At 37.0% G+C, this 14,959-nt stretch carries 15 protein-coding genes; all 15 read left to right on the top strand.

What is annotated here, in order from left to right; translation table 11 throughout:
• Positions 1-63 precede the first annotated feature (63 nt).
• The 15 genes from MVI27_RS08525 to MVI27_RS08455 all read left to right on the top strand — a co-directional run bounded on the left by MVI27_RS08525 (position 64) and on the right by MVI27_RS08455 (position 14,958).
• The gene (locus MVI27_RS08525; protein WP_323134618.1) at positions 64-2,040 is read left to right on the top strand and encodes a type VI secretion system Vgr family protein; all 1,977 of its coding nucleotides are present in this window, start codon (positions 64-66) and stop codon (positions 2,038-2,040) included.
• 2 nt (positions 2,041-2,042) lie between these two features.
• A complete protein-coding gene (locus MVI27_RS08520; protein WP_246960786.1) occupies positions 2,043-3,083 on the top strand; it encodes a hypothetical protein in 1,041 nt (346 codons plus the stop codon).
• 11 nt (positions 3,084-3,094) lie between these two features.
• Positions 3,095-4,465: a PAAR-like protein gene (locus MVI27_RS08515; protein WP_246960784.1), complete on the top strand. Its 1,371-nt coding sequence runs from the start codon at positions 3,095-3,097 to the stop codon at positions 4,463-4,465.
• 5 nt (positions 4,466-4,470) lie between these two features.
• The gene (locus MVI27_RS08510; protein ID WP_246960783.1) at positions 4,471-5,064 is read left to right on the top strand and encodes a hypothetical protein; all 594 of its coding nucleotides are present in this window, start codon (positions 4,471-4,473) and stop codon (positions 5,062-5,064) included.
• 4 nt (positions 5,065-5,068) lie between these two features.
• The gene (locus tag MVI27_RS08505) at positions 5,069-5,524 is read left to right on the top strand and encodes a tetratricopeptide repeat protein (protein WP_246960781.1); all 456 of its coding nucleotides are present in this window, start codon (positions 5,069-5,071) and stop codon (positions 5,522-5,524) included.
• A 130-nt stretch (positions 5,525-5,654) separates the two neighbouring features.
• Positions 5,655-6,422 (top strand): phage baseplate assembly protein V, encoded by a 768-nt coding sequence (locus MVI27_RS11915; protein WP_323134622.1) that lies wholly within the window; start codon positions 5,655-5,657, stop codon positions 6,420-6,422.
• Between the two features lie 4 nt (positions 6,423-6,426).
• On the top strand, positions 6,427-7,491 hold the full coding sequence (locus tag MVI27_RS08495; protein ID WP_246960779.1) for a hypothetical protein: 1,065 nt from the start codon (positions 6,427-6,429) through the stop codon (positions 7,489-7,491).
• Complete coding sequence (locus MVI27_RS08490) at positions 7,481-8,494, top strand: hypothetical protein (RefSeq protein WP_246960777.1); 1,014 nt, start codon at positions 7,481-7,483, stop codon at positions 8,492-8,494. Before MVI27_RS08495 ends, MVI27_RS08490 begins: the two co-directional genes overlap by 11 nt.
• The gene (locus tag MVI27_RS08485; RefSeq protein WP_246960775.1) at positions 8,487-9,779 is read left to right on the top strand and encodes a PAAR-like protein; all 1,293 of its coding nucleotides are present in this window, start codon (positions 8,487-8,489) and stop codon (positions 9,777-9,779) included. The genes MVI27_RS08490 and MVI27_RS08485 overlap by 8 nt, the downstream gene beginning before the upstream one ends.
• A gap of 257 nt (positions 9,780-10,036) precedes the next feature.
• Entirely contained in the window at positions 10,037-10,774 is a 738-nt protein-coding gene (locus MVI27_RS08480) for a phage baseplate assembly protein V (protein WP_266213265.1), read from the top strand.
• Position 10,775: 1 nt separating this feature from the next.
• Entirely contained in the window at positions 10,776-11,546 is a 771-nt protein-coding gene (locus MVI27_RS08475) for a LysM peptidoglycan-binding domain-containing protein (protein ID WP_246960771.1), read from the top strand.
• A gap of 61 nt (positions 11,547-11,607) precedes the next feature.
• Complete coding sequence (locus MVI27_RS08470; protein ID WP_246960768.1) at positions 11,608-11,835, top strand: hypothetical protein; 228 nt, start codon at positions 11,608-11,610, stop codon at positions 11,833-11,835.
• Positions 11,835-12,914 (top strand): PAAR-like protein, encoded by a 1,080-nt coding sequence (locus MVI27_RS08465; protein WP_246960765.1) that lies wholly within the window; start codon positions 11,835-11,837, stop codon positions 12,912-12,914. Before MVI27_RS08470 ends, MVI27_RS08465 begins: the two co-directional genes overlap by 1 nt.
• 3 nt (positions 12,915-12,917) lie before the next feature.
• Positions 12,918-13,520, top strand: a complete 603-nt coding sequence (locus MVI27_RS08460; protein ID WP_246960763.1) for a DUF8188 family protein — start codon at positions 12,918-12,920, stop codon at positions 13,518-13,520.
• Between the two features lie 502 nt (positions 13,521-14,022).
• The gene (locus MVI27_RS08455) at positions 14,023-14,958 is read left to right on the top strand and encodes a hypothetical protein (RefSeq protein ID WP_246960760.1); all 936 of its coding nucleotides are present in this window, start codon (positions 14,023-14,025) and stop codon (positions 14,956-14,958) included.
• Position 14,959: the final 1 nt, after the last annotated feature.

The raw sequence follows: 14,959 nt of genomic DNA, 5'->3' as shown, positions 1-14,959 counted from the left end.
ATTATAAATCTTAATTAAAAAATATACTTCGCCACCTTTTTAACTTCTCCAAAACACAATATTATGCTTAACAATAACTCTAATTCCGGTATGAACGGTGCTACGGTGCAGGAAAGCAATCCGAGAAAACAGCCTGTTTCTAAAATTTATAACGCGGCCGCTATTGCAGCCAATCAGATCCTGGGTATTAACCGGGTGGTTAATCTGAAGATCATCGTGGAAGGATATATTATCCGGCATTTTGATTATTTTACTTTAAACCAAAGTGCTTCGCGCCATCATGAGTTCGAATTAAAATTGCCCGGTGACGCGCTCGATCAGTATGAAAATCATGAACTGAATGAAGCACAAAAGTTTCTGGGAAAACGGCTGACGGTGGTGTTTCATTATAAAGATGTAATGGACAGTCCGGAGCGAACTTTTGTAGGTGTCATTACGGAAGTGGGGTACGAGCAGGAGCAGGGAAGTCTGGGTAAAATAGTGCTGACCGGTTTTAGCCCAACTATATTGCTGGATGCGGCACCGCATACCCAAAGCCTGGGCGGCGGACAACCGATTAGTCTGAACAGTGTGGCTTCTGAACTGATCAGTCAGGGCCTGGGCACTTCCAAATATGATGTGCGGGTTGAATGCGGATATCAGAAAAATTTGCCATACACGTCGCAATACAATGAAACTCATTTCAATTATCTCGCCCGGATGGCGGAGGCATACGGTGAACAATTCTTTTATGATGGCGAAGTGCTGCATTTCGGGAAACTGCCGCCGCCGCAGAAATCACTTGAATTTGTGTACGGCAGTAACGTAACGGATATAAAAATTAAGATGCGCGCGGTGCATGTGAAGCCTACTTTTTATGGTTACAACAGTGCAAACAACGAGAAACTGACCTCGGGCGAGTCGCCGGTGCGCCACGTGTCCGATATTGCCAACAGGGCTTATCAGATTTCGCAGCAAACCTTCAGTACTCCTTCGTTACGGGTAGCACCGCTGAAGGCAGAAAATTACCATGATGTGGAAGCATCGCAAACGGGAACGGCCGGCAGCAGGGCGGCGGAAGTGTTCGTGACCAGCGGCAGCACGTCTATTCCTTTTTTATATCCCGGCTGTACGGCCGAAATCAATATGCGCAAACGCGACACGAACAGTACGTCCTATTTTACCAAACTGATGGTTACCCAGGTGACGCACAAAGTGGACGGGCGCGGCCATTACGAGGGCGCTTTTGAAGCAATCGCAGCGGACAGCGGTTTTTTACCACGCCCGGAATTTACCCTGCCGATGGCCGAGGCACAGACCGCCACGGTGATCAGTAATTCAGATCCAGCGAACCAGGGCCGGGTGCAGGTGCGTTTTGACTGGCAGATGCATGACGTTACGGATTTTATCCGTGTGATGACACCCGACGGCGGGGGCAGTGATAAGGTCAACAAGAACCGCGGTTTTATGGCCATCCCCGAAGTGGGTGATCAGGTCATGGTAAACTTTATCCACAACCACCCGGACCGCCCCTTTGTCATGGGCGGCATGTTCCACGGCAAGGTGGGCGGCGGCGGTGGCCAGGGCAATAACGTGAAAAGCCTCAGCAGCAAGAGCGGGAATATAATCTGCTTGAACGACGGCGCGGGGATTGAGATTAAGGATAAAAACGGGAATTATGTGACTTTAAGCGGGTCAGGTGATGTGACCACATTTGTGAGCAATGATAATACGGAAGATATCGGGAATAATCATACAACGAATGTTACGACAAAAACTACAATCAACGTAGGTAAAGATCAGAGTGTTCTGACTATGGACAATGGTGGGAAAATAAGTGTAAAAAGCAATACTGAAATAAAATTGGAGACGGGAAGTAGCTCAATCACTATGGATAAAGATGGAAATATTCTTATAAAAGGAATTAATATAACTGTAGAAGGAACTACAACAAAAATAATTGGAAGTTCGCTAACAGAAATCGGTAAAAAGGGAGCAAATGCAGGAATGAAAATTGATGGAGATGTTACTATTAAAGGAGAAAAAATTATTGAAAACTAATAATGAATAAAATTCAGTTAAAAGAAAAAGCTAGTATTTCTGATATTGCCAAAGATTTAGGATTAGACTTAGCAACTTTAATAGAGTTTCATAATGCAAATTCACAGCCTCATGAATGGATTAGAAGAGATTTTACTGTGGCTTCATGGGTTAATGAATTATTGATACCAGATACTGTTGAAAATTTAAAAGAAAAAAAGCTTCAGCAAGAGTTTCCACATTTTGTGAATCTGGATCAAAAAGAATTTGAAGAAAGATATAAAATTCTGCAAAAAATAGATTTAAGTGTTGCCGGAAATAGCTTGGTTGATTCTGAAACAAATATTATCTGGAAGCTCAAAAAATTAAAAAAGTATAAATATTTTACAGTAAATGTACAGCAAGAACAGCATGAAGTGAATTATATTAAATCTATGTATCGTCAGTTGGCTGAATATATGCAAAAGTTTAATCGCCCTTTGGAGATACTTGTTTTAGCTCTGAATTCCGATGGTTCGATAAATTCAATATTAAATCAGGAAGAGATTAAAATGGAATGGGACATTTTAAGATCAGAACTAGCATCCGAAATGATTGGAACTTTAGAAGAAAAAAATATGTTAGATAATGGGGAGCAAGACTTTACAGATACATTACCATTATTGAAAAATAATTTTCTGTATAATTTATTCTTTAAAGAATTGTTTCAGGAGTATCATGAGGTAGGTAAATTTGTTGAGATTCCTTCTCATACTTACATCTCTCAAATTTTCAGCAATGAGAAAGTTAATTTGATTACAAAGAGAAAAGTTGAAAAAGAGGGTGATATTATTAAAATTAAATTTTATTCAGAATCTAAAAACAATCTTAACCAACATTTAAAAAGAATTTATGACAGTAATCTAAAAGACTTTCTTCGTGAAGATTTCAATTATCTTTTAAATTGGTCTTTAGAATATCATTTTAATAAAGAAGGTAAGCTGTTATTTTGTCAGTCAAAAACAAAAGAACAAGCTACAAATCAATATTCTCATATTATGGAACATATTATTAATATTGTTTAAAAAAAATTATAATGAGCAAGTTATATGTGCCTGATGGAGCATGGTTAGTATGTTCTAAAGGAATGAAAAAACAACAAATAAAAGTTACAAGCCAAAGCAAAATCACTATTGCCGGAGGATATTTAAAAGCAACCATAGATGACAGGCCGGGAGGCAATTTTATTTGTGGTAAAATGATGCTTATTGGGGCGGTAGTGGGTGCAGCATTGGCAGCAGTATTCATAGTAGGAACCATTGCTACTGGGGGAGCTCTGGCTGTTGGAGCAGGTGCCCTTATGGCAGCTGGTGCAGCCGGAGGAGCTGCAGCCGGAGGATTAATTTCTTTAATTCCCTCCATTTGTGCTATGGGATTAGATAAATGGACACCGTATGATAGCAATGTTCTTACTTCCGGAATACATCCATTACTTGAAAACTCTACTATTCCGTGTATATTAGGTGGGAATGTCATTATACTATATTCAGAAAAAGCAGCAGATGAAATGACGGATGTCATTATTGGTGATACTGCTATTGGAGTAATAGGAACCATAGCATTCTCATATCTTATGGGGCCTGCAATCCAGGCAATAGGAGGTATTGGAGCATCTGTAGTATCAATATCAAAATCTTTTGGTTTTTTTAGTGCTGCGATGGGTAATCATGGGTTAGGTATTTTAGGGACAGGCGGATTGATTTATGGAGCCAATGAAGTTCTTAGCGGTATTAAAAAGGTAGCATACGAAAATATCCCAGTTCCAGGTACAGAAAGAAGTTATGGTGATTACGTTGATGGTTTTGATACTGATGTTGCCCAACTTAGAGAAGAAGGACTGAGAAAACCCAGTGATGATTCCAAACCCAATCAAGAAATCATTAATGACGCCGGTTCTGCGGGAGATTTGGGGCAAAAGGCAGTAGGAAACAGAACTTCTAGTTATAGTGTAGACGAAAGAATTACCTCTGTACGCTTAGATGATATTGAAGAGCATGGCCCAACTGTCCGTACTGAAAATGGAAGGATTACAGGATCTTACGAAGGACGAAACCCTACCACCAATTCAAGTTCTAGAATTTTAAATCAAGATTTTGGCGGGCGATATCAAGAATATGAAAGAATAAATACAACCACAAATGCACAATACAATCCTCTAAGAGTAAATGATGCTTACAGTACTAGTAGAACAAGTATGGTAAATTTTGCAAAAGATCAATGGGGAAGACCCCAATTCAATAAAGACGGAGCCAGTGGCGGAGGTCTTTTGCTAGGACTTGTTCAGGATGCAGGAAAAGCTGTAAGTAACTTTTTACTTGAGAGACAAGCAAATGATGTTATTGAAGCCATGAAAAATGAGGAGCGGGAAGCAAGAGAAAAAATTACCGTATTAGCGGGTAAAGACTAAGTTTGATGGAGAAATTAAATGCAAGATTAACTGTATTGTTTTCTTTAGCGTGGCTAATATATTTATTATTTACGATTATACAATCATTTGTAGATTTTCAAAATGTTAAAAGGATTGATTGGCGCAAAGTCGAAAACGTAAGTTTTATATATACAGGCTACAAAGCAACCATTATTACCAGAGCTTATAAAAAAGATAATACAATTATCAAAAGAGATTATGGCTTTTTAGGACAAGGTATTAATATGGCTTTTTCAGGAGTTGATCAAAATAATAAAAACGTAAATCTTACTTTTTATGTAAAAAACAAAGACTATTCTCTGAATGAACAAGAAAAAACTGAAATTCCGTATTTTGCTTTACGAGAAATAGATCAGCCTGCCAGTTTTTTCTTTGTTCTTTTAGACTTATGGAAATTTAATTATTCCAAAACAATTGCTTTTATCATTTTATTTTGTCCTCTGATGCTCATATTTTTAGTTTCGAAGATTAAAAAGGATGAAAATTTTAAAGTAGAAAAACTTAATGTCAATAGTAAAATTGTAAATTATTCGTATATCTTTTTTACGATATGCCTGTTGCTTAATTTTATTGTGTAGAACTATGAAAAAATACTTATTAATATGTTTAGGAATTATTGCCTTGCTCGTAATAATTGCTATTATTAAAAATAATTATCTCTTTTCTTTCGGAGATACAGAGAGGATTGATAAAGGCTGGAATGCCTATGAAAAAAAAGATTATAGCAATGCTGTAGTTCAATTTGTGGCTGTGGATTTAAATAAAAATCCAAATATCATTTTTCCATTGGCAGATTCATATTTGGAGATTGGAGAGCCCTACAACGCCATAAAATATTTAGAAATAGCCTACAAAAGTAAAAATTATAGTGTAGAACAACAATCACAGATTACCAATTTGCTTGGTATTGCTTATACAAATGATAAAGATTATAATAAAGCAAGAATCTTTCTTAATGAATCGGATAAGCTAGGAAATCAAAAAAGCAAAAAAAATCTCCAGATTTTAGATTCATTGGAAAATACGTCTCATAAGTAAATTGATTTTATTTATTTTCTTTCAATACAAATAACTAAGAATATTATTTTTTTTTAAATCAAGTAATTTATTTGAAATGCTTTACTTATTTTAAACTCAGATTATTCGTGATTGAGTATCCAGATTTTCAATTCTTAAAGCTGAAGCTCAGTTTGCGAAAGTTACCGCAAATGCAGATCCATTAAACCAGGGAAGAGTTAACGTTCAGTTTGATTGGCAAAGCGGACAAGATACATCAGAATTTATCCGTGTGATGACACCCGACGGCGGCGGCAGTGATAAGGTCAACAAGAACCGCGGTTTTATGGCCATCCCCGAAGTGGGTGATCAGGTCATGGTAAACTTTATCCACAACCACCCCGACCGTCCCTTTGTCATGGGCGGCATGTTCGACGGCAAGGTGGGCGCCGGCGGTGGCCAGGGCAACAGTGTGAAAAGCTTGAGCAGTAAGAGTGGGAATAAACTGGAACTGCACGATGGAGAAGGTTCTGTATTTTTAACAGATAAAGGCGGTGCGAATATGAAATTTGATGGCGCGGGGAATGCGATTACAAATGCGAATAATAACAAGACAGTAAAAGTGGGTAATAACAACAATATTCACGCTGGAGGGTTGCATTGTACTGATGTTGGTGAAGGGCAAAGCGTTTTAACAATGGGAAAAGACGGTATAATAGATCTTAAGGGAGCCACAAAGGTAACATTCAAAGTAAGTGAAAGTTATATTGAAATAACAGGAACAGGAATAATGATCAAGTCAGCAAATATAACTGCAGACGGAGAAACGACTAAAATCATTGGAACTGAAAAAGCAACTCTTGGAAGTTATGAAGGTGATCCTGGCGTTGTTGTAAATTCCAATGTAACAATTAAAGGTGGTGAAGTTGATATAAATTAGAAGTATGGATTTTATAAAATACAATATAAAGGAAGAAAGCTCGTTGGAATCAATTGCAAAAGAAAAAGGCGAAAGCGTAAAAGAATTGCTAGATTTTCACAATTCAAACGCTTCAATTACAGAGCAAATCTATGCTGATTATATTCCTTTCCACATCAAAAGCTTGTTTTTACCCGGAGTAAAAGCAGCAAGAGGAGATTTTGAGTACGACAAATCTTATAAAAGAAGTAATGCGAGATACAGGACTGAGCAGGTTAATATCACAAGAATTGAAGAAGAAGTAAAAAGCTATTCCAAATTAAAAAAAGAGTATAATTTTAAACTTAATCTTTCAAAGCAACAAGTTGAAGTTAGTCTTCTTGATTATTTTTACGAATTTAATCCCCCTGCACTTTCAAGAATTTTTGATTTTATCTCTAAAATTGATTTTATAAGAAACAATTGTTTGATCAAAATCAATACAGCTGGAAGATTTTTAAAAATTGATAACAAAGAAGTACTCCAGAAAAAGTGGGAGCAGTTTAAAAAGCACGAATTATCTGACATTGAATTTGTAAAAGTAATAAAACAGACAAAACCGCAGGAATATGAAAATCTACTAAAACAAGGAGATTTACAGTTTTCAGAACTTTATGATGATGAAAAAGACTTTAATAGAGATTTATTTTATCTGGTATTACTTGATAAATATCTTAAAGTACCTCACGATCAATTGGAAAGTGAAATTTATGAATATCAGTCTCAGTTGTTTCCGGACGTTGTAGTGCCTATGAATATGAGATACGATATTTTAAAGATAGAAGGAGATTTGGTGACCTTGAGAAAAGTTTGGGAAACCATTGAATCTGATGAATTATTGGAGAAGATAAGCAAAGGTTACGAAAAATATCACCAGCCTTTAATTAAATATAAGTTTTCAAATTATAAATTGGATATGAGAAATTTGTTCACATTTAATCATAAAACAAAAGTTATGATTAATGCTGAACTTACAATTATTGAAAATATAGAGAATAACATTAAGTCTGAATGCATCTTTAACTTGAAAAAAATTGGGGATGAAGAATGAGGAAATATTATTAACGACGCTTCCATCCAATAATAGTAAATCAATAGCTTTTTCTGTTGCGGTCCTTTTGGTAATTATTTTTTCTTATTTTGTACCTGGATGGAATTATTTGATTGAAGTAAAATCATATGTGATACAGCAATTGAGTCTTATAATGGTTTTTCTGCTGCTTCTCAGTTTTTATTTTCTCCTCTTTATTTTATTCTACCAGATAATTTGCGAATTATTTTCAAAAAATGCTGTTTTGAAAATTTCACAAGATCAAATAATAACTCTATTTATAGAAGGTATAGGTGATTTTACTATCAATAAAGATCAATTGTGCATTGAAAAGAATGTTATAAAAATACGTGGTGAAAAACAGATCGATTTAAAAGTAAAAAATAGGAATAGAGCAGCGCTCCAAAATCTATTGATGCGAAAGAAAAAATCTATACAAAATGCAGCAAGAACATCTTTTTTGGGTGGATTTAGGGCGCTTAGCGAAGTATATATTTATTTCATTTTTTTAATAATAATCTACACTTTAACTGCTATTTACAGCTTTAAATTTATTACGCCATATATTGCAGATCTTCAAATCTTATTTCGGGCAAAAGGTGCTTTGCTAATGATTATAAGTGCTCTTCCTTTTATTTTGATTTTTGTTGTAGCGGCATATTTTTTTACCAATAGAATGTTTTTCAGTAAAAGGCAAATCAATTTTAATTTTTTAAAAACAAATTTAACATTGTGGACGGGAAAAAAAATACTCGATTTTAATAAGAATGAAATTAACAAGACTGTTTTTTTCAAGAACAGTACGAATGATGTAATAAAATGGATCGTTATCTACAGCAAAACAAAAAGAAATTACCTTATATACAGTAAAGGGATTGACATGGGTTTTCAAGATTTTGCAAATGATTACAAGATCTTTTTTGATATAAAAGATAAAGATGCGATCAGATCATTTTCATCTCCGAAAAGTGTTTTGTATAAAGAAACTTTTTATCATGAGTAAATATTTGCCACAAGAATCATTCATCGTATGTTCACACCAGGTTAATCCATCCCCGGGTGTTCTGCTTGCAGATCCAAATCTGTGGAAACTGAGTGTTATTTATAAAGCAGAACAAAAACCTTTATTAACAGAAGCTGATAAAATCTTAAAAGAGGACTTTGAATGTAAAAGTAATTGGGGACAAGCTGCAGGTTGGGGGTTCTTTTTTGGAGGACTCATTGCAGGTCTGGCAATTGCGGCTGCAGTGGCATTTTCAGTTTTAACTTTCGGTGTGGGGGCAATTATAATAGGTGTATTGGCAACTGCTGCTATAGGAACAGGAGTGACTTTAGCACTGGCTTCAAACAGCACAAAGTGCAATCCTAACCTAGTTGAATGGGTGAATTCGCATTCGAAAGTAAAATTTGAAAATAATAAAGCATTAACCCAAAAGTCTTTTTTGACATGTTCTGCGGGACCGGGAATTTTAACTCCTTTTATCGATGAAACTGAGGCAAAATCTGCAGCAAAAAATATTTCTTTCAGAAACATGGGTGAAATTAGTCTGACCGCCGCAATAAGTGGGTTGTTTGGATTCACAGTAGGTTATACAGGTGGCACTGCTTTGGCAGGCGGAGGATTAGGAGCTGGACTTCTTGCAGGTGGAAAGGAGATTGCTGTGGGAGTAGTCGGTGCTTACCTTGTTTATCAGCCAGTTTCGAGCTTAGAATCTAAAGGCATGCAATCATTATACGGCAGCAAGAATGGAGATCAGACTTATGATGAATTGCTGGATGCCAGAAGAGATTTGGAAAATAGTTTTGTAGTAGATACACCCGATGATCCATATATTGGTACTTCACAGACAACCGCTGTAGGTAATATAAAAGATCATTCCTTTGATCTTTACCGTCAAAAGCAAAATGAAAAGTACATAAAAGAAATAATGAACTTAAAAGGTACTCGTGCTGAAAGAGAAGCCAGAACTGCGGAAATTGTAGCTGAGATGAAAAAAACAAGATCGGGATCTGAAGCTGTTGAGGCAATGAAACGAAGAAATAGTGGAAAAATCTATCCAAGAGAAAGAACCAGCAGAAAAGGAATTAGCGTTATAAATCAACATAAGTCTGAAACAACAAAAGCCATAAAATCTGAGGCTGCAAAAGGTTTCAGCGGAATGAATGCCGTTGGTTTAATTTTACCATTATTGGTTTCACCTGTGAGTGAATGGACTTTCAGTGTTCTGGCAGATTCTTTTGCGAGCCAATCTGGTGGAGGAATGACAATAAATTCCACCCAGAATTAATTCAATACGCGAAAGTAAATTCTGAAAAAAACAGCTGTTGTGCAAAGTCTCCCGAATGTTAGTGATTCCGCCCAGATATGTGTAAAAACATACTATAAAACTCTTATTTCACCAAACGGATAATCACCGAATACGCACATGAAGTAGATGCAAAGTTTTCTACAGTGGCACTTTCAACGCCGTTGCAGCAGATCCGAACTATCTTCCCCCCCCGTCTGTAATTTACCATTTCAACTGCAGGATTCTAACCTGCAAAAATAACTTGGAATTCAGATCCCACGAGCCAGGGCCGGGTGCAGGTACGCTTTGATTGGCAGATGCATGACGTTACCGATTTTATCCGTGTGATGACACCCGACGGCGGCGGCAGCGATAAGGTCAGCAAGAACCGCGGCTTCATGGCCATCCCCGAAGTGGGTGATCAGGTCATGGTAAACTTTATCCACAACCACCCGGACCGTCCCTTTGTCATGGGCGGTATGTTTCACGGCAAGGTGGGCGGCGGTGGTGGCCAGGGCAATAATGTGAAAAGCCTGAGCAGCAAGAGCGGGAATATAATCTGCTTAAACGACGGCGCGGGGATTGAGATTAAGGATAAGAACGGGAATTATGTGACTTTAAGCGGCTCAGGTGATATGACCACGTTTGTGAGCAATGATAATACGGAAGATATCGGGAATAATCATACAACGAATGTTACGACAAAAACTACAATTAATGTAGGTAAAGATCAGAGTGTTCTGACGATGGACAATGCGGGGAATATTTCTCTTGAAGGCAAAACTCAAATTGAGCTTAAAGTTGGAGAAAATAAAATAACCATCAAAGAAGATTCGATTATCATCTCTGTAGGAAGTGGAATGCTTGATATGAATTCTGAAGATAATGCATTGCTTGTGACGCAAAATAATTTGAGTCTGCACAGTAAATCTGACACGTCAATTAATGCGACGGGCAATACATATGTTACCGGAACCCAGGTTGATATTAACTAAAATGAAATATACTACATACCAAATTCAGAAAGATGATACCCTGGAAAGTATTGCGGAAAAGCAGGGATGCACGGTGAAGCAGTTGGTGCAGTTTCATAATCAGCATGTGGAAATGACGCAGCAGATATATGGGACGCATATTCCGTTGCATATCGAAAAGCTATATATTAATGATCTACCAGATAAAACAGAATTCGATATTAATGAAATATCGTTTGATCAAAAGGCTAGATACCGTTGCGAGCAGTCTGTAATGACCTACGTCGGAGGGATTTTAATCAACCATATTGATACGAAACGAGAATTTCTGGTAGATAAGTTTCAGAAGAATGGCGAAAGTTTTGTGAATACAAAGCTGGTAGAGAATATTATGAATTATTATCCGGAAGAAATGAAAGACGCTGTTGATTTGATTTCAGATATAGATTTACTTGCCTGTAATTTGCAGGTTTCTTTAAATAGAGAAACCGGAAAAATTGATAAGCTAATCAATCACAATAAAATTGTTGAGAATTGGAAACTGCATAAAGAAAACCTGAAAAGCAAATATGGTTTTTTAAGAAACTCTGAGACAATAGAAAACTTGCAACTATTTCTGCAAACTAATGATGAAATTTTTTTGAATGCAGGAAAATTAAAAGAATGGGTAAACAACAAGATGTTTTTTGATTTGTTCTTTGATAAATATTTGGTGAACGATGAGGATGTATTCAGTCCTTTTAAAAAAAGTTTTATACTCTCAGCTGTTCGAAGGGAAACCAATTCCATTTGAGTTCAGACAAGATATTATTACAGAAACCCAAAATACAATTAATGTAAGGAAAGTTGGGGAGATGATAAAAGACAGCGTAAATACAGCTTCATTGGAAGAAATATATGATATTAAGTTTAAACCTCTGGTTAATTATAAGTTTTCTGAATTTAAATTCAGTTATAGAGAAAATTCTACTTATGATTTAGAAAATACTTGGATTACAGCTTCAGACGTTACAATTATTGAAGAAATAAAAAATAATGTAAGACTGATGATCAGTTATAAATTGACAAAAATAGAAGTATAATGGCAGAGTCATACGTTCCACAAGATACAACGGCTGTATGTACGATGATGACAAACGGTGCTCCACAAATGATTAAGATTACGAGCCTGAGTAATGTGATGTACAGTACCAAAACACAGCCTTTTTTAACAATTAGAGACAACAAATTATCTGGTTCTTTTCAGTGTAAAGCCCCTGCAAAATTTTGGGATGGTCTTCAGGCATTAGCTTTAGGAATTGCCATTGGCGCTGCTATTGTTCTTACAGGGGGAGCTGCAGCAGTGGTTATTGTTGCTGCGTGTGCAATAAGTGTTGCAGCAGGAGGCGCGGCGCTCTATAAAATGGCGCACGATTGTGATGCTACTTTAGATAGAGAATGGCAAAAAGTACATGAAAAAGTTCGCTTCAATCAGGGAAAGGCTATTTTAAATCGTTCCTATTTAGATTGCCCCAAAAAAGGTAAGATCACCATTATTATGGATCCTGTCATTGCTCAGAGAGCAGCAGATTTCTTAAGTAACAACAATAATAAAGAAGTTATGATGCAGATGGGAAGTCAGCTGGTGATGGGGGTAATTACAGGTGGTACAGTGGGTGCTTCTGTAACTGCAGTTGGCGTTACAGGTGCGCTTACTTTGGCTTTATATACGCCAAGTGAAGCATTTGGAGATACAGATTTTGGATCTAATAATGAAGGAGCAGCACGTATAATTTCTGCTGTGGGAAGTGATGTTGTAACAGCTGGTGTTGGTGCAGGTCTTTCGGCTACACATATAACTACCGAAGTTGGCGGAACAATAATTAATTCAAATGTAGGAAATGCAGAAGGTGGTTTAGTACAGTATGGTGCTGGTTCAGCTACCGGAAATATTACCAGGAGTTTTGAAGGTGCTATCCGTAATTTTATTGGTCATCGAGGTTTAAAAGATAAAAAATTTGCAGGTTATAAAGGTATTGCTGGATTTATAGCTAATATAGCTATAGGTACTTTCGCCGATAAATATGAAAATAGTTTAGCGGCAGAAACAACATTGAAGGCCCAGAAATTTAATGAATCAGATATGAATAAAGGTATTAACGTTATTGCCACAAAAGCTTAAAATATGAAAATTGTATATAAAATTTTAGGATTAGTATTAATTCTTTTAACGCTTAATTTTCTTGCTACTTGGATTTTTGTAAGTAAAAACAATGGTAAAGATTATGTTGAAGAATATATAAAGACTTCAAAACAAGTTAAAATTAAAGTGAAACGAGAAAGCTTTGATGAAATGTTTAATGGCTACAGTTACCTTAAGCAGATCATTTTTTTTAAAGGAATTTTCGGAGGTAGTAGTAACTATACTTTTCAGGATGAGTTTACTAAGCGATATTATAAAATTGTTCGATTTGATAAGTATGGAAAAGAATTTAGTTTACCACAAACAAGCGATATAGATAATCAAGAACTTTACGTTAAAGTAGATCCTTCTCAAATTAATAATCCTTCTTTTGGTACAAAAGAAAATCCTATTCTTGTTTTTTCTTATATGGGAATAAACAAACAATTTACAGTTGATATACAGACTGATATAAAAGGAGATGACGGTTTTTATTTAAAAAAAATTGTACCCCTTTCTCCTACAGAAGAAGAATATCGTTACAACGTAGAACAGTATTTAACTTACATAATGCCTAAAGAAGAGTTTAAACAGCGTTTTAAGTAGCAGTGAGCTTACAATATGAACTTTACTTTGAGTACCTCTTTAATAGGCTTTGTGTAAATGATTTATTAAAACGGTACTTTAAAAAAAACTTTTTCCAAAAAAATAAATTCCAGCACTTTTTTTTAACACGAAATTTCATAATATCCTCGCTATTTAAATAATAAGGTCGAAGGAATATCTAAAAAAAACCCTAAAAGATCCGCTTGTGCTGGTGACAACCTCTGCATAAGTTCAAAAACCAATACTCGATCAGGCTTAGCTATTTCGATATGAAAACCAGTCCGCCATTTTCAAAAATTCTCATCAGCATTAGTTTACCAACATTTGCACTGCCGGCCGAAACCGTTGATTGTCGTTCATACACTTGATATCAGCAAGAAAAACACCCTATTACCTCCCATATTTACAATGACTTCAAACTAATGTTTATTTTTTAGTAAAAAGCCATGGCGGCATCGAAATATTTTTCCTAACTTTCCTCAGTGTTTCAAACCATGGGTGTATGCAGACAATGACCATTCCAGACAAGCAGTATAATATCCTGAGTACCGATTTCCGGGTGGAAACGGTGGCTGCTAATCTGCTGAAATATTACGATGCCAATGCTTCCCTGTTTATTCGCAGGGTGGGAACCAACGATCGCCCGTACCTGAAGGACATTAAAAGGATCTATAACGGCCATCATTTGCTGGACGAAGAAGCGGTCATTATGGAAACCTACCGGGAATCGCTCTACGATTATTTGCCGGAAGGTCTGTTTCACTCGCCCTCATTGGGGCATGCCGGTCATCAGGTGGACAGTGTGGTGCGCGAGATGCGCCGCCAGAAGCAGGTCGAGGAACATGCCCGCCGCTTTTTTCAGCCTTTTGAACTGGAGTTTTTTTATACCGAAATCACGGCGCTGTTGCGCGAAACCGAATTTGATATTCGCGATAAATCAGATGTGTTGATTGATACACTCGCTGAACTGTGGCCGCTGCTGACCAAAGTGGATCGCGGTACGGCGAAGATATTTTTTTATATCCTGCCGTTTCTCCACGAAGTTCGCGGAAACCGCCGCTGGATTGAGCGTTTTCTGACGGCTTTCCTCCAGGTGCCGGTGCTCATTGATTTTGTGCCGAATACCATTACCGCCAGCGATGATACGGCCGGCCTGGCACGCCTGGGAAATACACGTCTCGGCCTGACCCTGATTCCCAACGGAGCACATCAGGACGGCGTGCGCAACTGGCAGGTAAACATTGGCCCGATTCCGTATCTGAAGATTCCGAATTATGTGAAAGGCCATCCCTTCCGGGAATTGCTGCTGGAAATATATGAATATGTAATGCCGGTTTCGGTTAAAATAGAAACGCGGTTCATTACGGAAAAGTCACCGGAATCATTTGTGCTGCCACCCCGCGCCTGCGCAAGATTAGGATTTTCCACCTTTATTTAAA

Source organism: Chryseobacterium salipaludis (assembly GCF_022968825.1).
GTDB classification, from domain to species: domain Bacteria; phylum Bacteroidota; class Bacteroidia; order Flavobacteriales; family Weeksellaceae; genus Kaistella; species Kaistella salipaludis.
The sequence above is the reverse complement of the archived record's forward strand: the minus strand, read 5'-3'. Positions and strand labels throughout refer to the sequence as shown.